Origin of the sequence: Pseudomonas sp. CP-1 (assembly GCF_021213715.1) — a bacterium.
GTDB lineage: Bacteria > Pseudomonadota > Gammaproteobacteria > Pseudomonadales > Pseudomonadaceae > Pseudomonas > Pseudomonas aeruginosa.
In genome coordinates this window covers 220376-237692 of the sequence record NZ_JAJQKY010000001.1, presented here as the reverse complement: position 1 = coordinate 237692, position 17317 = coordinate 220376, and the positions used below count along the sequence as shown (strand labels likewise).

The window sequence follows — 17317 nt, the reverse complement described above, 5'->3', positions numbered from 1 at the left end:
CTGCCCTCGTCCGTCGAAGACGAGGTGCGGCTGGTTCGGTTGATCAGATCAGGGGCGTTACGGAAGGCGCCTGACGCAGGCCCCAGGCCCGCTGGATAAGGATCTCCGCCTCGGCGCCGGTGGCCGCGCCGGAAAACGCCAGCAGGCGGCGGAACTTGTCGGCCAGCTCGTCGCGGCTGAGGGTATTGCCGGGATCGCCCTTGGGTTCGTCGATGGCGGCGGTATGGCGCCGCCCTTCGCCATCCAGTACTTCGACCCGCCCGAGCCAGCGCTGCGGATAGGCGGCGTCGACCTCCGGGTCCAGGCGCATCTCGACCCGCTCGCGGAACGCAGCGACCCGTGGGTCGCTCAGCGCATGCCGATGGAACTCGCCGAGGCCGGCCTTGCCGTACACGGCGATCAGGCCCAGCACGGTGCCCATGGAGAACTTCGCCTGGTGCACGGTCTGCGGCTCGACCACCCGGCCGAGCACGTCGATGGCGCCCTGGTGGACCCGCGCAGTGACCGCGGCGATCTGCGAGTGATCGAGCCCTTCGCGCAGCATCAGCGCCAGCAGCGCGTCGGCCGCGGGATGGGTATGGCGGCACGAGGCGTGGAACTTGAACGAGGTTTCCAGCAACGCCCAGCGGCTGCCGAGGCGATCCACCAGGCGCTCGGGGTCGGCGTCGCTGGACATCCCGGCGGCCATCCCTTGCTCGCCTTCGAGGATGTGTCGCGCGCCGCTCAGGCCGTCGGCGGTGAGATAGGCGGCGAGCAGCCCGTCGGCGGCGGCCTTGGCGGTATGCAACTGCTTGGAATCGGCGGCGTCGCGGAGGAACTCCCAGAGCCCGGCGGCCTGGGTTCCGGCGCTGCCGAGCAGGTCGACGAAGCGCTCGCGGTCGAAGTCCATCAGCTTGCCCACCGCCACTGCCGCGGCGAGGGTGCCGACCGTGGCAGTGGTATGGAACACCCGGTAGTGGGAACGACCGAGGAATTCGCCGATGCGGATGCCGGCCTCGTAGCCGGCCACCGCCGCGAGGATCAGCTCGGCGCCACTGCGGCCGAGGTCCTGGGCCGCGGCCAGGGCGGCAGGGAAGACCACTGCCGCGGGGTGCAGCACCGAGCTGTTGTGCAGGTCGTCCTGCTCCACCACGTGGGAAGCCGCGCCGTTCACCAGGGCGGCGAAATACGGCGAGCTGCGCCGCCGGCTGGGCAGGATCTGCGCGCTACCGTCGGCCGGGCCCATGCGTTCGGCGTAGCGCTCGAACAATGGGATCGGATGCTGGCCCTTGCCGGCCAGCGCCGAGCCGAGCCAGTCGAGGAACAATTCTTCCATCCGCGCCAGCACCGCCGGCGGCAGGTCCTGGTAGCGCAGGCCGGCGAGAAAGCCGGCGAGTTGCTGGGTGTAGTCGGTCATGACCAACGCTCTCTTGTAGTTGTCCCGAGGCACGCGGCCTACAGCGGGTTGCTCAGTTCGATCAGGTTCAGGTCGGGGTCGCGCAGGTACAGCGAGAGGATCGGCCCGCCGGCGCCGGTGCGCTGCACCGGGCCCTCGAGGATTTCCACGGCCTGCTGGCGCAGTTGCTCGGCCACCGCCTCGAGTGGCGTGGCGACGATGAAACAGAGGTCGGCGGACCCCGGCGTAGGTCGCTCGGCCTTGGGTTCGAATTCGCCCCCGGCCTGGTGCAGGTTGATCTTCTGCGCACCGAAGGCGAGGGCCTTGCGACCCGCGCCGAAGGTAACGGCGCGCATACCCAGTACGCGGGTGTAGAAATCGATGCTGGCGTCGATGTCGCGGACGGTGAGCACCAGGTGGTCGATACGGTCGATCTGCATGGGCGGCTCCCGCTTCAGAACGAGCGCGGCAGTTCGAGCAGGTGCTCGGCCACGTAGGACAGGATCAGGTTGGTGGAGATCGGCGCCACCTGGTACAGGCGGGTCTCGCGGAACTTGCGCTCGACGTCGTACTCGCAGGCGAAGCCGAAGCCGCCGTGGGTCTGCAGGCAGGCGTTGGCCGCCTCCCAGGAAGCTTTCGCCGCCAGGTACTTGGCCATGTTCGCGCTGGCCCCGGCGTTGAGCCCGGCGTCGTACTCCTGGCAGGCGCGCCAGCGCATCAGGTCGGCGGCCTCCACTTCGATGTGCGCCTCGGCGATGGGGAACTGCACGCCCTGGTTCTGCCCTATCGGCCGGCCGAAGACCACGCGGTCGCGGGCATAGTGGCTGGCCTTGTCGATGAACCAGCGGCCGTCGCCGATGCATTCGGCGGCGATCAGGGTGCGCTCGGCATTGAGGCCGTCGAGGATGTAGCGGAAGCCCTTGCCTTCCTCACCGATCAGGCTATCGGCGGGGATCTCCAGGTTGTCGAAGAACAGCTCGTTGGTCTCGTGGTTGACCATGTTGGCGATCGGCTGCACGGTCAGGCCCTTGCCGATGGCCTCGCGCAGGTCGACGAGGAAGATCGACATGCCTTCGGACTTGCGCTTCACCTCGGCCAGCGGCGTGGTGCGCGCCAGCAGGATCATCAGGTCGGAGTGCTGGATCCGCGAGATCCACACCTTCTGCCCGTTGATCACATAGCGGTCGCCCTTGCGCACGGCGGTGGTCTTGATCTTGGTGGTATCGGTGCCGGTGGTCGGCTCGGTCACCCCCATCGACTGCAGGCGCAGCTCGCCGCTGGCCAGCTTCGGCAGGTAGAAGCGCTTCTGCGCCTCGCTGCCGTTATGCAGCAGCGTGAACATGTTGTACATCTGCCCGTGCACGGTGCCGGAGTTGCCGCCGCAGCGGTTGACTTCCTCCAGGATCACCGAGGCCTCGGCCAGGCCCAGGCCGGAACCGCCGTACTCCTCCGGGATCATTGCCGAGAGCCAGCCGGCGTCGGTCAGGGCCTTGACGAAGGCCTCGGGAAAACCGCGCTGCTCATCGATGCGGCGCCAGTAGGCGGCGTCGAATTCGGCGCAGAGGGCACGTACGCCCTCGCGGATCGCGTTCAGCTCTTCGCTGTTCGGATTCATCGGTGACTCCTCGATTCTTGTCGTTGGATGGGCGCTGGCGCCCTTTCAGTCGAATTCCACGTCGCCGCGCTGGGCCAGGCCGGCGCCATTGCCGACCCATACCTCGGCCTTGCCGGCAGCGAGCAGGCGGCCACCGACCTCGAACGGCTCGGGACAGATCAGCGGGCGCAGGCCGCGATAGGCGAAGCGGCGCAGACGCGCCTGCGGATTGGCCCGGCAGAACGCGCGCAGGGCCAGGGTGGCGATCAGCGGACCGTGCACCACCAGGCCCGGATAGCCTTCGGCGTCGGTGACATAGGGCCAGTCGTAGTGAATGCGGTGGCCGTTGAAAGTCACCGCCGAGTAGCGGAACAGCAACACCGGATCGGGCTCCAGCGCCTCGCGCCAGTCGCCCTCGGGCAATGCCTCGGTACCGCCGAGCTTGGGCGGGGTCGGTTCGCGGTAGACGATGTCGTGCTCTTCGCTCAGCGCCAGCTGGCCGTCCTGGCGGTAGTCGTGGCGCAGGGTGACGAACAGCAGCGCGCCGCTGCGACCGTGCTTCTCCTCGACCCGGAGGATGGTCGAGGTGCGGCTGGCCTCGCCGCCGACCTGCAGCGGCTGGTGGAACTCCAGGCGCCCGCCGGCCCACATGCGGTTGCGATCGTCCGCCGGCGGCAGGAAACCGCCGCGCGCCGGGTGGCCGTCGACGCCGAGGCCGGCGGCCTCCACCGGGTCCTGGAAGAACGCCCAGTGCCAGAGCGGCGGCAGCGCTTCGCCGTGGGCCGGGGTCGGCTCGCCGAAGGTGGCGGCGATGCGCTTGACCAGGTTGCGGCTCAATTGATCGTGGGTTTCTTCCTGGCGACCGATCCAGGGGGCGAAAGCGGACTCACTCATGCGTGGCTTCCCATGACCTAGGGGGTGATGGGAGGAGAATGATAGGATGCTAGCGTTTTGAGAATTTGCAATTACGCAATGGCGCGTTCGGATTTGCCGAACGCCATGGAGTGCCCATGCATTTCGATCTCGCCGACCTGCGCCTGTTCATCCATATCGCCGAGTCGCCCAGCCTGACCCAGGGCGCGCGCCGCGCCTTCCTTTCCCCGGCCGCCGCCAGCGCACGGGTCAAGGCGCTCGAAGGCCAGCTCGGCAGCCGCCTGCTGTACCGCGACAGCCGCGGCGTCGAACTGACCCCGGCGGGCCAGCGCCTGCTACAGCACGCGCGGCTGATCATGCGCCAGGTGGAATACCTGAAGAGCGAGTTCACCGAGTACGGCAGCGACGCCGCCGGGCATATCCGCATCTTCGCCAATACCACCGCGGTCACCGAATTCCTCCCGGAAATCCTCGCCGGCTTCCTCGCCGCTCGTCCCGGGGTCACCGTCGACCTGCAGGAACGCCTCAGCCGCGACATTGTCCGCGGCGTACTGGACGGCTCCACCGACCTCGGCATCATCGCCGGGCCGGTGGCGGCCAGTGGCCTGCAGGTCCTGCATTTCAGCACCGACCGCCTGGTGATGGCGGTGCCCCAGGGCCATCCGCTGGCCGGACAGGCCAGGGTAAGCCTGCGCGACACCCTGCAGTTCCAGCATATCGGCCTGCCCGAGGGCACCACCCTGCACGCCTTCCTGTACGAACGGGTGGAGCAGATGGGCGAGCAGCTATCGCTGCGCATCCAGGTCTCCAGCTTCGAGGCGATCTGCCGGATGATCGAGGGCGGCGTCGGCATCGGCGTGATCCCGCAGTCCGCCGCGCGCCGCCACAGCCGGACGATGAAACTGGCGACCATCGAACTCGACGAGCCCTGGGCGATCCGCGAGCGCAGCCTGCTGGTACGCGACCTGGAAGCACTGCCGAGTTGCCTGCGGGCGTTGATCGAGGAGTTGCAGAGGGTGGGAGACAGCCTGTAGGGGGCCGCCCACCACTCCCGCTCAGTTCGCCAACCCACCGCTCTCCGCCAGGCTGCGCTCGTCCGCGGCGAGCATCGCCGGCATGTGCTCGCGGAGGAACTCGACCCAGGTGCGGATCTTTGCATCCAGGTACTGCCGCGAGGGGTAGAGGGCGTAGACGTTGAGATGGAACAGGCTATAGCGCGGCAACACCCGCACCAGGCTGCCGTCCTTCAGGCCGTTGACCGCCGCGTACACCGGCAGCGCGCCGATACCCATGCCGGAGACCACCGCCTCGGTCATGGCGTCGGCGGTGTTGACCTGGAAATGCGTCTGGTTGATGCAGGCCAGTTCCTGGCCGTCGGGACCGTCGAACAGCCAGCGGTCCAGCGACATCACCGAGTTCACCAGGCGCAGGCAACGGTGCGCGGACAGCTCCGCCGGCAGCTTGGGGAAGCCATGCGCGGCAATGTAGCCCGGCGAGGCGCAGAGGATGCTGTAGGTCTGGCCGATGCACTTGGAGACGAAACCGGAGTCCGGCAGTTCGGGGGCTATCACCACGGAAATGTCGTAGCCCTCGTCGAGAATGTCGGTGATCCGGTTGGCCAGGGTCAGGTCGAAGCCAACCTCCGGGTAGGTCTCGCAGTATTGCGAGATGGCCTTGATCAGGTAGTGCTGGCCGATGCCGGTCATCGCGTGGACCTTCAGCGTGCCCGACGGCCGCGCATGGGCGTCGCCCGCCTCGGCCTCGGCCTCCTCGATGTAGGCGAGTATCTGCTGGGCGCGCATCAGGTAGCGCTGCCCGGCTTCGGTCAGCGCGATGCGCCGGGTGGTGCGATGCAGCAGGCGGGTCTGCAGGTGGGCCTCCAGCTTGGCCACCGCACGGGAGACATAGGCGGTCGTCAGGTCCAGGCGCTGGGCGGCGGCAGTGAAACTGCCGGTCTCCGCGACGCTGACGAACGCGCGCATATTGAACAGGATATCCATCACGGCCCTCTAGGCTCTGACGCTTATGGCGCGTCTCTTTTCCACGCAACCCGGAGGACACCCCAAGGCGGCGCAGATTCTGTCACGAGTCAACCCACCTATTATTGCCTTTTGTGACAAAAATTTTTCACCTATCCGAGCTCTTATCCGCAAGCGCCGGCGCTCCTAGAATTCCCAGCCGTTTCGGCCTCCCCTCGCCGTCGTTCAGGATTCGCAGCAGTGCCCCGCGCCACCCGGAAAGGTCTCCCCCTGGTTCCACCGGCTCCCCTCGCGTTCTTTCCCAGCTCCGACGAATTGCGCCGCGCCCTGCTCGAATGGGCGCGTAGCGACGGCGTCGCCTGGGTCTTCGTATTCAAGGCCCTGCTCACCGCCAGCCTCGCCCTGTGGCTGGCCTATCGCCTGGAGCTGCCGCAGCCGAGTACGGTGCTGGTGACGGTCTTCATCGTCATGCAGACGCAGAGCGGGCAGGTCCTGGCCAAGAGCTTCTACCGCATCGTCGGAACCCTGATCGGCCTCAGCGTGATGGTCACCCTGATCGCCCTGTTCGCCCAGGAGCGCGTGCTGTTCCTCGCCTGCCTGGCGCTCTGGGTCGGCCTGTGCACCGCCGGCGCCGCGCGCTACCGCGATTTCCGCGGCTACGCCTGCGTACTCGCCGGCTACACCGCGACCATGATCGGGATTCCCGCCACCGCACACCCGGAAGGCGCCTTCATGGCGGCGCTGTGGCGGGTCCTGGAAATATCCCTGGGCATCCTCTGCACCGGTACCGTCAGCGCCATCTTCCTGCCGCAGACCAGCGGCGCCGCCCTGCGCAACACACTCTACGGGCGCTTCCGCGACTTCGCCGGATTCGCCGCCGAAGGCCTGCAGGGCAGCCTCGACGGCGAGCGCTTCGGCGAGCTCAGCGCGCGCTTCGTCGCCCAGTCCGTGGGCCTGGAAAACCTGCGCAGCGCCACTACTTTCGAAGATCCGCACATGCGCCTGCGCAGCGGCCGGCTGACTCGCCTGAACAACGAATTCATGGTCATGACCAGTCGCTTCCACGGCCTCCACCGCCTGCTCGAACGCCTGCGCGGGCGCGGGGCGCAGAATGTCCTGGAGGTCCTGGCGCCCTGCCTGGCGGAGCTTGCCGGGCTGCTCGCGCCGATTCGCGAACGGACGCCCACCGACGCCGACGCCGCGCGCCTGGCCGAACGCATCGAGGCCTACAAGCCGGAACTGATGCAGACCATCCGCCAGGCCCGCCAGCGCCTGGTGGAGCAGCGCCCCGGCGAGAACGACCTGCTGGATTTCAACACCGCCGCCGAACTGGCCTTCCGTTTCACCGACGACCTGCACAACTACGCCCTGACCCACGCTTCCCTGGCCGAACACCACCATGCCCGCGAGCAATGGAAGGAAAGCTTCGTCGCCCGCGCCAACCCGGTCGCTGCGCTGGTCGCCGGAGCGCGCAGCGCGCTGATGATCGGCCTGCTCGGCACGTTCTGGATCCAGACCTCCTGGCCCTACGGCGGCACCTTCGCCCTCACCGCGGTACTGATCTCGGCGCTCTCCTCGACCTCGCCGAATCCCGGCCGGTTGTCGCTGCAACTCACCCTCGGGACCCTCGCCGGGGCCTGCACCGGGCTGTTCGTGCTGCTCTACCTGCTACCCCACGTGGACGGTTTCCCGATGCTGCTCTGCTGCCTGCTGCCGGTCTTCGCGGTCGGCGCCCTGCTGCTCTGGCGGCCGCAGTGGAACGGCTACGGCGTCGGCCTGCTGGTGTGGTTCTGCTTCGCCTCGCTGCCGGCCAACATGGCGCGCTACGACGCCCTGGCCTTCTTCAACGAATACCTGGCACTACTCTTGTCGATGGTCCTCGCCACGGTCGCCGCCAGGGTGATCCTGCCGCCGAACCGGCCGTGGATGTGGAAGCGCCTGGAGCACGACCTGCGCGAGCGGGTGGTGTTCGCCATCAGCGGCAAGAGCAAGGGCCTGGTCTCCGGTTTCGAAAGCGGCACCCGCGACCTGCTGAACCAGGCCTACACCTTCTCCGCCGGCCGCCCGGACGTGCAACGCCGGTTGCTCGGCTGGATGTTCCTGGTGCTGGAGGTCGGCCAGGCGATCATCGAGCTGCGCCTCGAACAGCAACGCCTGCCCCAGGAGCCCTGCTACGCCGAACGCACCGCCTGGCGCCGGGCGATCCGCCTGATGGGCCGGGCGCTGATCCGGCTGTTCCTGCAACCCGGGCCGAGCAACCGTCAGCGCGCCCTGCACGCGGTGAACCAGGCGATCATGGCGGTACGGGCGGCGCCGGAGCCGCGCGCACCGCAGTTCGATACCTCGCCGCTGCGACGGGTGCTCAGCTACCTGCACTTCATTCGCAGCGCCCTGCTCGACCCGCAATCGCCCCTGGGCCAGGAAAGAAACCCGTGAGCCGGTCGAAAAGCCGCGGCGCAGAAGGCCACAGGGATATTGTTACCGATCCGTACAAGGTTCTTGTCTTGACTGAGTCTATATGTCGCAGCCTATCCCAACTTAAAATAAACCCAACAGCCGAAGTTAACTCCCGTTGAACTTCGACTCCGCAACTTGATTGCAGACTTACTTACCCAGCCTTGTTTATCGAGTTGCACCGGTGACCTGTCCGCCTGTCTTCCGACGGCAGATCGTACCCACTCAGAAACTACTCAGGTAAATAGTAATGAAGGCTTTCGCCCTGATGGCCCTGTTCGCCTGCTCGCCGCTGGTGATGGCGGCTGGCGCCCAGGATCAACCTGCCAGCCAGCAGGAAATCGCTGTTGAAGAATATGCCTATGGCATGCAACTGGATGTGGCTCGCGTTATATCTTCAACCGACACTTCCAATGCGTGCGGCATCGTTCCCGCACGCATGACCTACGAAGATTCGAACGGGCAGAAACATACCGTCGAATATCAGGTCTGGGGCAACGGCTGCACTGGCGGCTAAACTCTCCTCGACCTCCGGGTCGACCTCCGAAGGATCGCGCCACGAGGGGCAGCTCGCCCATCCGGCGCGATCATTGTGTACTCGGCGGCGAAGATCCCGCCCCTCGGCGAACATCCTGGCCGTCTTCCCCGCGCCTCACCGCGCTGCCGCCCTTCCACAGGGGCCGACGCCTCCGCCGTTTCTTTCCCAGCCTGCAACAAACCGGCAAGCATGCCGCTCAGCCCTCGCCTTGCCCCACGCCATGCTGGCGCAGCTTGTTCGCCGCCGTGGTATGCGAAACGCCGAGGCGCTTGCCCAACTGGCGGCTGCTCGGATGCTCGCGGAACAGGCGCTCCAGCACCGCCTTCTCGAAGCGCCCGACGATGGCGTCGAGGTCTCCTTCCAGGGAAAAATCCCCCAGCGGCTGCGGCGCGCCGTAGTCCGGCAGGCGGATGTGCTCGGCCTTGACCGTTCCCCCTTCGCACAGCGAAACCGCCTGGAACAGCACGTTTTCCAATTGCCGCACGTTGCCCGGCCAGTGGTAGCGTTCGAGACGTTCCAGCGCCTGCGCGGAAAGCTTCGGCAGGCCGCAGCCGATCTGCCGGCTGGCCTGGTCGAGGAAATGCTCGGCGAGCGGCGCCAGGCCATCCAGGCACTCGCGCAGCGGCGGGATGTGCAGCGAGAGCACATTGAGACGGTGATAGAGGTCCTGGCGGAATTCGCCCTTGGCGCAGAGTTCGGACAGGTCTACCTGGGTGGCGCAGATCACCCGCACGTCCAGGTACACCTCCTCGTCGCTGCCGACCCGGCGGAAACAGCCGTCCTGCAGGAAGCGCAACAGCTTGGCCTGCAGGCGCGGGCTCATCTCGCCGACGCCGTCGAGGAACAGCGTACCGCCGGCGGTAAGCTCCAGCAGGCCGAGCTTGCCTTCCGGACGGGCGCCCTCGAAGGCTCCCGGACCATAGCCGAACAGCTCGGTCTCGGCCATGGATTCCGGCAGGCCGGCGCAGTTCAACGCCATGAACGGCGACTGCCCGCGCGGGCTGGCCAGGTGGCAGGCGCGCGCCAGCAGCTCCTTGCCGGTGCCGGTCTCGCCCTCGATCAGCAGCGGCGCGTCCAGCGGCGCCATGCGCCGCGCCTCGCGGACCACCGCGGCCATTACCCGCGAACTCTGGAAGATACTGTCGAAGCCACGCAGCTCCTGCTTGCGCACATGGTAGATGCGCTCGCCGACGCGATCCGCGCGATGCAGGGTCAGCACCGCTCCAGCCAGCGCCTCGCTCTCGTCGTGCTCGGATTGCAGCGGCGCGATGTCGGCGAGGAACACGTCGCCCTTCACCTTCACCCGCAGCCCGTTGATCCGCGCCTTGTTGGCGCGCACCAGTTCGGGCAGGTCGAGGTCCTCGACATAGCGCGACAGCGGAATCCCCGGCACCTCGTCGACGCGCACGCCGAGCAACTGCGCGGCGGCACGGTTGGCGGCGACGATCTGCCCGCCCATGTCCACCGAGAGCACCGGGAAGTCCAGGGCGGCGAGCAGCGCGTTGAGTTCCAGGTGCCGGCGCTCGCTGGGCATCAGGCCGACGCGCTTGACCCCGAAGACCCCCGGCACCGCCTCCAGCTTGGGCCGCAGCGACTGCAACTGGAGGTTGATCATGTTCGGACAGAGCAGGTAGATGGCGTTGCCCTGGTCGCCGCCGACTTCGCCGCGATTGACGTTGATGCCGTAGTCGACCAGCAGGTTGAGGATGTCGCGGAGGATGCCTACCCGGTTCTGGCAGTGCACTTTGATACGCATGGCGTGGCCCGGTGTTGTCGTTCTGATGGGCTCGCGGCCGGTTTTTTTAACTCCCGGCCGGAAATTTCCGTCAAGAATATGTGACAGTTAGACTCACCAGCAAGAATGCCTGGCCCAATGAACAGGCGACCCAGGACAGTTCGTAAGGAAAACTTTACGAAAACGCCGATTCCTCCCCGTTGCCCGGTCCCTATCCGGGGCTGCACGGACCGTCCCGACGCGGTATCGATAAGGCAACGACAACAACAAAGACCCCGCGGCCACAAGCCGCTCATGGAGTCCGTATGAAAACGACGCAGTACGTGGCCCGCCAGCCCGACGACAACGGTTTCATCCACTATCCGGAAACCGAGCACCAGGTCTGGAATACCCTGATCACCCGGCAACTGAAGGTGATCGAAGGCCGCGCCTGTCAGGAATACCTCGACGGCATCGAACAGCTCGGCCTGCCCCACGACCGGATCCCCCAGCTCGACGAGATCAACAGGGTTCTCCAGGCCACCACCGGCTGGCGCGTGGCGCGGGTTCCGGCGCTGATTCCGTTCCAGACCTTCTTCGAACTGCTGGCCAGCCAGCAATTCCCCGTCGCCACCTTTATCCGCACCCCGGAAGAACTGGACTACCTGCAGGAGCCGGACATCTTCCACGAGATCTTCGGCCACTGCCCACTGCTGACCAACCCCTGGTTCGCCGAGTTCACCCATACCTACGGCAAGCTCGGCCTCAAGGCGAGCAAGGAGGAACGCGTGTTCCTCGCCCGCCTGTACTGGATGACCATCGAGTTCGGCCTGGTCGAGACCGACCAGGGCAAGCGCATCTACGGCGGCGGCATCCTCTCCTCGCCGAAGGAGACCGTCTACTGCCTCTCCGACGAGCCGCTGCACCAGGCCTTCAATCCGCTGGAGGCGATGCGCACGCCCTACCGCATCGACATCCTGCAACCGCTCTATTTCGTCCTGCCCGACCTCAAGCGCCTGTTCCAACTGGCCCAGGAAGACATCATGGCACTGGTCCACGAGGCCATGCGCCTGGGCCTGCACGCGCCGCTGTTCCCGCCCAAGCAGGCGGCCTGACGAGAATCGCCGCCACCGCGGCTGACCCCGCGGCGGCCTTGTACTATGGTGGACGGGTCCGGCCCGTCCGCCGCTCCCACATGCGACAACCAAGGACTCCCACCATGACTGCACTCACCCAAGCCCATTGCGAAGCCTGCCGCGCCGACGCCCCGCACGTCAGCGACGAAGAACTGCCCGTGCTGCTGCGGCAGATTCCGGATTGGAACATCGAAGTCCGCGACGGCATCATGCAACTGGAGAAGGTCTACCTGTTCAAGAACTTCAAGCACGCCCTGGCCTTTACCAATGCCGTCGGCGAGATATCCGAGGCCGAAGGCCACCATCCGGGCCTGCTGACCGAGTGGGGCAAAGTCACCGTGACCTGGTGGAGCCACTCGATCAAGGGCCTGCACCGCAACGACTTCATCATGGCGGCGCGCACCGACGAGGTAGCGAAAACCGCCGAGGGGCGCAAATGAGTCATTTCGCCAAGGTCGCCCGCGTACCGGGCGACCCGATCCTGGGCCTGCTCGACGCCTACCGCAACGATCCGCGCGCGGACAAGCTGGACCTCGGCGTCGGTGTCTACAAGGATGCCCAGGGCCTGACCCCGATCCTGCGCTCGGTGAAACTCGCCGAGCAGCGCCTGGTCGAGCAGGAAACCACCAAGAGCTACGTCGGCGGCCACGGCGATGCGCTGTTCGCCGCGCGCCTGGCGGAACTGGCGCTCGGCGCCGCCTCGCCGCTGTTGCTGGAGCAACGCGCCGACGCCACCCAGACGCCCGGCGGCACCGGCGCCTTGCGCCTGGCCGGCGACTTCATCGCCCATTGCCTGCCCGGCCGCGGCATCTGGCTGAGCGACCCGACCTGGCCGATCCACGAGACGCTGTTCGCCGCCGCCGGCCTGAAGGTTTCCCACTACCCCTACGTCAGCGCCGACAACCGCCTGGATGTCGAGGCGATGCTTGCTGGCCTGGAGCGCATTCCCCAGGGAGACGTGGTGCTGTTGCATGCCTGCTGCCACAACCCGACCGGTTTCGACCTGAGCCACGACGACTGGCGCAGGGTGCTCGACGTGGTACGTCGCCGCGAGCTGCTGCCGCTGATCGACTTCGCCTACCAGGGCTTCGGCGACGGTCTCGAGGAAGACGCCTGGGCGGTACGCCTGTTCGCCGGCGAACTGCCGGAGGTGCTGGTCACCAGTTCCTGCTCGAAGAACTTCGGCCTGTACCGCGACCGCGTCGGCGCGCTGATCGTCTGCGCGCAGAACGCCGAGAAGCTCACCGATGTGCGTAGCCAACTGGCCTTCCTCGCCCGCAACCTCTGGTCGACCCCGCCGGCGCATGGCGCCGAGGTGGTCGCGGCGATCCTCGGCGACAGCGAGTTGAAGGGACTCTGGCAGGAAGAGGTCGAAGGCATGCGCTCGCGCATCGCCAGCCTGCGCATCGGCCTGGTCGAAGCCCTGGCGCCGCACGGCCTGGCCGAGCGCTTCGCCCATGTCGGCGCGCAACGCGGGATGTTTTCCTATACCGGACTGAGCCCGCAGCAGGTCGCTCGGCTGCGCGACGAGCACGCCGTTTACCTGGTCTCCAGCGGCCGGGCCAACGTCGCCGGTCTCGACGCGCGCCGCCTCGACCGCCTGGCGCAAGCCATCGCCCAGGTCTGCGCGGACTGAACCCTCACGGTTACCCTGAGCCGGCTGTGATGGCCGGCTTTTTTTCGCCCCAGCGAATGCCGCGCACTCCCGCCGAGGCGGCGGATAACCGCGTTGCGGTTATTCGCCCTACCGCACCACGACCTTGTGGGCGTAGGGCGAATACCGCCACAGGCGTTATCCGCCGAACCTCTCCGAACCGGGCCAACCATAAGTCAGCACTTTCAAAGCCCTACGTGCTTTTCCTACAAAAGAGCATAAAATGCTCAATTATGGGCACCAGTTCACACTGCGCCCCACGGCCCCACTTTCTCGTCTTAGTGAGCAACGCACGTGAGAAACCGTCTCCTGTCACTGGTCACCCTGTTCCTGTCCCTCAGCGTTGCCACCGCGGTATCCGCCTCCCCGCCGCCCAAGGCCGGGCTGCCGCTGCAACAGGAGCTGGCGTCGGGCAGCGCGCTGGTTACCGACCAGAACACCGGCAAGGTGCTCTACTCGCGCAACCCCGACCTGGTGGTGCCGATCGCCTCGATCACCAAGCTGATGACCGCCATGGTCGTGCTCGACTCGAAACTGCCGCTGGACGAGGTACTGCCGATCGCCATCAGCGAGACCAGCGAAATGCGCGGGGTGTTTTCCCGAGTGCGGGTCGGCAGCCAGATCAGCCGCCGGGACATGCTCCTGCTCGCCCTGATGTCCTCGGAGAACCGCGCCGCCGCCAGCCTCGCGCAGAACTATCCGGGCGGCAAGAACGCCTTCGTCAAGGCGATGAACGCCAAGGCCCACGCCCTCGGAATGAAGAACACCCGCTACGTCGAGCCGACCGGGCTGTCGCTGCACAACGTCTCCACCGCTCGCGACCTCACCCGCCTGCTGGTGGCTAGCCGGCAGTACCCGCTGCTCAGTCAGTGGAGCACCACTCCGGAGAAGACCGTGGCCTTCCGCCACCCCAACTACACCCTGGGCTTCCGCAACACCAACCACCTGATCAACAACAAGACCTGGAACATTCAGTTGACCAAGACCGGCTTCACCAACGAGGCAGGCCACTGCCTGGTGATGCGCACCACGATCAACCGCAGCCCGGTCAATCTGGTGGTGCTGGACGCCTTCGGCAAGTACACCCACTTCGCCGACGCCACCCGCCTGCGACGCTGGCTGGAAACCGGCCAGGTCACTGCGATCCCGGCCGCGGCCAAGGCCTATCGCCTGCAACGCGACCGCGAGCGCGGCCTCGGCCAGCCGGTGGCCCAGGCCGTACGCTGATCCGTCGCGAAGACCGGCCGGCTCAGAAATCCACCTTGCCGCGCCCGGCCTTCACCGCGCCGCGCTTGGTCTTGCCGTCCAGCCGGCGCTTCTGCGAGCCGCGCGTAGGCTTGGTCGGGCGCCGCGCCTTCTGCACCTTGGCCACGCTGCGGATCAACTCCGCCAGGCGCTCCAGGGCATCCTCGCGGTTCTGCTCCTGGGTCCGGTACTGCTGGGCCTTGATCACTACCACGCCGTCGCCGCTGATGCGCTGGTCGTTCAGTGCCAGCAGACGCTCCTTGTAGAACGGCGGCAACGACGAGGCCTGGATGTCGAAGCGCAGGTGCACCGCGCTGGAGACCTTGTTGACGTTCTGCCCGCCGGCGCCCTGGGCGCGAATGGCATTCAGCTCGATCTCATGATCGGGCAGGTGGACGGCATTGGAGATGATCAGCATGGGGCGGCACGGTGGACCAACGGGGCTGCCAGCATAACCCCTTTGCCGAGCGGAAAAGCAGGCAAAAAGAAACCCGGCCGCGGCCGGGTTCCTTCATTTCGGCTAAGGCGCCAGGTCGAACTCAACGCTCCTTGCAGGCGACCCCGTCAGTGGGCTCGCCGCCCTTCCAGTCGCCGTAGAGGGTGGCTTCCTCGCCCTTGGTCCACCAGATGTACTGGCCGGCGGCGTACTTGGCGCCGGAGGCGGAAATCACATTGCTGAAGACCAGCGTCGAGTTGTCGCTGACCGGCACCACGGCGAGGCTGTTGTCGCCCTTGTTCAGGTACTGCACGGTGAACTTGCGACCGTTCTCGCACTTGTAGTCGACGCTGCGGGTATCCAGCTTGGCATCCCCCGGCAGGGCCAGGTAATCGACCTGGGCGGTCTGCTTGTCGTCGTCGCTGCCGCCGCAGGCGACCAGGACCACGGGAACGGCAGCCAGAAGCAGCCAGAGCGCTTTTTTCATGGAAATCCCTCTAACGAGAAAAAATGGCGCTGCCACTGTAGGAATTCGGCACCTGCCGCGTCAACGACAGGCGCCCCTAGAAAAAGTCTTGTGGGCCGCCGGGACGCGCAAAGGAGCGCTCCCCTCTCCTCTGCGCGCCGGCGCCCCATCGATCACTCGGTGACCGGCTTCACCCGCAGGCCCGGCATCGGCCGCGGGGCTCCCTTGAGTCGGTAGCAGGCCCACATCACCAGCAGCCAGACCGGGATGGCATAGACCGAGACCTGGATGCCGGGGATCAGCAACATGACGCCGAGGATGAACACCACGAAGGCCATGCACAGGTAGTTGCCGTACGGATACCAGAACGCGCGGAAGTGCGTGCGGGTGCCCTGGCGGTCCATCTGCGCGCGGAACTTCAGGTGCGCCATGCTGATCATCGCCCAGTTGATCACCAGCGCCGCCACCACCAGCGACATCAGCAGCTCCAGCGCCTGGTGCGGGATCACATAGTTCACCACCACCGCGAGGAAGGTCACCAGCGCCGATACCACCAGGGCGCGTACCGGTACGCCGCGCTTGTCGACCCTGGCCAGCGCGCGCGGGGCATCGCCCTGCTCGGCCAGGCCGAGAAGCATGCGGCCGTTGCAATAGGTGCCGCTGTTGTACACCGACAGTGCGGCGGTGAGCACCACGAAGTTCAGCAGGTGCGCGGCGGTGCCGCTGCCGATCATCGAGAAGATCTGCACGAACGGGCTGCCGCTGTAGGCATCGCCGGAAGCGTTGAGGGTCTGCAGCAGGCTGTCCCAGGGCGTCAGCGAGAGCAGCACGACCAGGGCGCCGATGTAGAAGATCAGGATGCGATAGATCACCTGGTTGATCGCCTTCGGGATCACCGTCCTCGGCTTGTCCGCCTCGGCCGCGGTGAAGCCGAGCATTTCCAGGCCACCGAAGGAGAACATGATGATCGCCATGGCCATCACCAGGCCGCTCACTCCGTTGGGGAAGAAACCGCCGTGTGCCCAGAGGTTGCTCACCGAAGCCTGCGGACCGCCGCTGCCGCTGAACAGCAGGTAGCAGCCGAGCAGGATCATGCCGATGATCGCCACCACCTTGATGATCGCGAACCAGAACTCGGCTTCGCCGAAGGCCTTGACGTTGGCCAGGTTGATCGCGTTGACGACGACGAAGAACAACGCCGCCGTGGCCCAGGTCGGCACCTCCGGCCACCAGTAGTGGATGTACTTGCCGACCGCGGTCAGTTCCGACATCCCGACCAGGATGTACAGCACCCAGCAGTTCCAGCCGGAGAGGAAGCCGGCGAAGCCGCCCCAGTACTTGTGCGCGAAGTGGCTGAAGGAGCCGGCAACCGGCTCCTCGACGATCATCTCGCCGAGCTGGCGCATGATCATGAAAGCGATGAAGCCGGCGATGGCGTAGCCGAGGATCATCGACGGGCCCGCCGACTTGAGCACCCCGGCCGAGCCAAGGAACAGGCCGGTGCCGATGGCGCCGCCGAGGGCGATCAACTGGATGTGACGATTCTTCAGGCCGCGCTTGAGCTCGCCCGAATGCGGATGTTGGCCGTCCATTGAGTTATCTCACGCAAGTGGAAATTTATTGTTGTCGGAGGCGAAACGGGGCCGTGCGGCTCAGGCGGCAGGCGCACGGCGAGCGCCATGCGGGGCGCGTGGCGGCGGGCGGTCGGCTGGGCGAAGGAAGGACTCACGGATCATGCGTCACCTGTTTGTTGTTGTACGTGACGTGAATGGGCCGCCAGGCTCGTGGCTCGGCGGTGCGGGCAAGGCTGGCGCGATCGGCGCCGCTGGAACGGAAACGCGGAGCGCAAGGAA

General features: G+C 66.6%; 16 protein-coding genes. 7 read left to right on the top strand and 9 right to left on the bottom strand.

Annotated elements, in window-relative coordinates; genetic code table 11:
• Positions 1 to 43: 43 nt before the first annotated feature.
• Genes LT948_RS01100 through LT948_RS01085 form a run of 4 tightly spaced genes read right to left on the bottom strand, consistent with a single transcriptional unit; the run spans position 44 to position 3863 of the window.
• Complete coding sequence (locus tag LT948_RS01100) at positions 44 to 1396, bottom strand: MmgE/PrpD family protein (RefSeq protein ID WP_023092158.1); 1353 nt, start codon at positions 1394 to 1396, stop codon at positions 44 to 46.
• A gap of 38 nt (positions 1397 to 1434) precedes the next feature.
• Positions 1435 to 1815 carry a VOC family protein gene (locus LT948_RS01095; protein ID WP_023092159.1) on the bottom strand — a complete coding sequence of 127 codons (381 nt, stop codon included), beginning with the start codon at positions 1813 to 1815 and terminating at the stop codon, positions 1435 to 1437.
• A gap of 14 nt (positions 1816 to 1829) precedes the next feature.
• Positions 1830 to 2990 (bottom strand): acyl-CoA dehydrogenase family protein, encoded by a 1161-nt coding sequence (locus tag LT948_RS01090; protein WP_218816319.1) that lies wholly within the window; start codon positions 2988 to 2990, stop codon positions 1830 to 1832.
• A gap of 45 nt (positions 2991 to 3035) precedes the next feature.
• Positions 3036 to 3863, bottom strand: a complete 828-nt coding sequence (locus tag LT948_RS01085) for an FAS1-like dehydratase domain-containing protein (RefSeq protein ID WP_023092160.1) — start codon at positions 3861 to 3863, stop codon at positions 3036 to 3038.
• Positions 3864 to 3979: 116 nt separating this feature from the next.
• Here LT948_RS01085 and LT948_RS01080 point away from each other — a divergent pair, with 116 nt between their 5' ends.
• Positions 3980 to 4876 carry a LysR family transcriptional regulator gene (locus tag LT948_RS01080; protein WP_003110267.1) on the top strand — a complete coding sequence of 299 codons (897 nt, stop codon included), beginning with the start codon at positions 3980 to 3982 and terminating at the stop codon, positions 4874 to 4876.
• Between the two features lie 21 nt (positions 4877 to 4897).
• Here the strand turns inward: LT948_RS01080 and LT948_RS01075 are convergent, their stop codons facing one another.
• Positions 4898 to 5842 (bottom strand): LysR family transcriptional regulator, encoded by a 945-nt coding sequence (locus LT948_RS01075; protein ID WP_003085907.1) that lies wholly within the window; start codon positions 5840 to 5842, stop codon positions 4898 to 4900.
• A 219-nt stretch (positions 5843 to 6061) separates the two neighbouring features.
• On the opposite strand from LT948_RS01075, the gene LT948_RS01070 reads away from it, so the two are divergent.
• Together LT948_RS01070 and LT948_RS01065 are read left to right on the top strand one after the other, a co-directional pair.
• The gene (locus LT948_RS01070; RefSeq protein ID WP_024947369.1) at positions 6062 to 8257 is read left to right on the top strand and encodes an FUSC family protein; all 2196 of its coding nucleotides are present in this window, start codon (positions 6062 to 6064) and stop codon (positions 8255 to 8257) included.
• 268 nt (positions 8258 to 8525) lie between these two features.
• Complete coding sequence (locus LT948_RS01065) at positions 8526 to 8792, top strand: DUF2790 domain-containing protein (RefSeq protein WP_073657347.1); 267 nt, start codon at positions 8526 to 8528, stop codon at positions 8790 to 8792.
• Positions 8793 to 9009: 217 nt separating this feature from the next.
• Here LT948_RS01065 and LT948_RS01060 read toward each other — a convergent pair whose 3' ends face one another.
• Positions 9010 to 10569 (bottom strand): sigma-54-dependent phenylalanine hydroxylase transcriptional regulator PhhR, encoded by a 1560-nt coding sequence (locus tag LT948_RS01060; RefSeq protein WP_003105980.1) that lies wholly within the window; start codon positions 10567 to 10569, stop codon positions 9010 to 9012.
• A gap of 284 nt (positions 10570 to 10853) precedes the next feature.
• Between LT948_RS01060 and phhA the strand changes: the two genes are divergently transcribed.
• The 4 genes from phhA to pbpG all read left to right on the top strand — a co-directional run bounded on the left by phhA (position 10854) and on the right by pbpG (position 14544).
• Positions 10854 to 11642: a phenylalanine 4-monooxygenase gene (phhA, locus tag LT948_RS01055; protein ID WP_003085900.1), complete on the top strand. Its 789-nt coding sequence runs from the start codon at positions 10854 to 10856 to the stop codon at positions 11640 to 11642.
• 104 nt (positions 11643 to 11746) lie between these two features.
• Positions 11747 to 12103, top strand: coding sequence for a 4a-hydroxytetrahydrobiopterin dehydratase (locus tag LT948_RS01050; RefSeq protein WP_003085898.1), 357 nt, complete (start codon positions 11747 to 11749; stop codon positions 12101 to 12103).
• Positions 12100 to 13299 (top strand): amino acid aminotransferase, encoded by a 1200-nt coding sequence (locus LT948_RS01045; protein ID WP_003117127.1) that lies wholly within the window; start codon positions 12100 to 12102, stop codon positions 13297 to 13299. Before LT948_RS01050 ends, LT948_RS01045 begins: the two co-directional genes overlap by 4 nt.
• 312 nt (positions 13300 to 13611) lie before the next feature.
• Positions 13612 to 14544 carry a D-alanyl-D-alanine endopeptidase gene (gene pbpG / locus LT948_RS01040; RefSeq protein ID WP_003114239.1) on the top strand — a complete coding sequence of 311 codons (933 nt, stop codon included), beginning with the start codon at positions 13612 to 13614 and terminating at the stop codon, positions 14542 to 14544.
• 22 nt (positions 14545 to 14566) lie between these two features.
• On the opposite strand, the gene arfB is transcribed toward pbpG, so the two are convergent.
• The 3 genes from arfB to LT948_RS01025 form a co-directional block, all read right to left on the bottom strand.
• Entirely contained in the window at positions 14567 to 14980 is a 414-nt protein-coding gene (gene arfB, locus LT948_RS01035) for an alternative ribosome rescue aminoacyl-tRNA hydrolase ArfB (protein WP_003085891.1), read from the bottom strand.
• A 121-nt stretch (positions 14981 to 15101) separates the two neighbouring features.
• On the bottom strand, positions 15102 to 15485 hold the full coding sequence (locus LT948_RS01030; protein ID WP_003085889.1) for a lysozyme inhibitor: 384 nt from the start codon (positions 15483 to 15485) through the stop codon (positions 15102 to 15104).
• A 152-nt stretch (positions 15486 to 15637) separates the two neighbouring features.
• Positions 15638 to 17056, bottom strand: a complete 1419-nt coding sequence (locus LT948_RS01025) for an amino acid permease (RefSeq protein WP_003085884.1) — start codon at positions 17054 to 17056, stop codon at positions 15638 to 15640.
• Between the last annotated feature and the right edge of the window lie 261 nt (positions 17057 to 17317).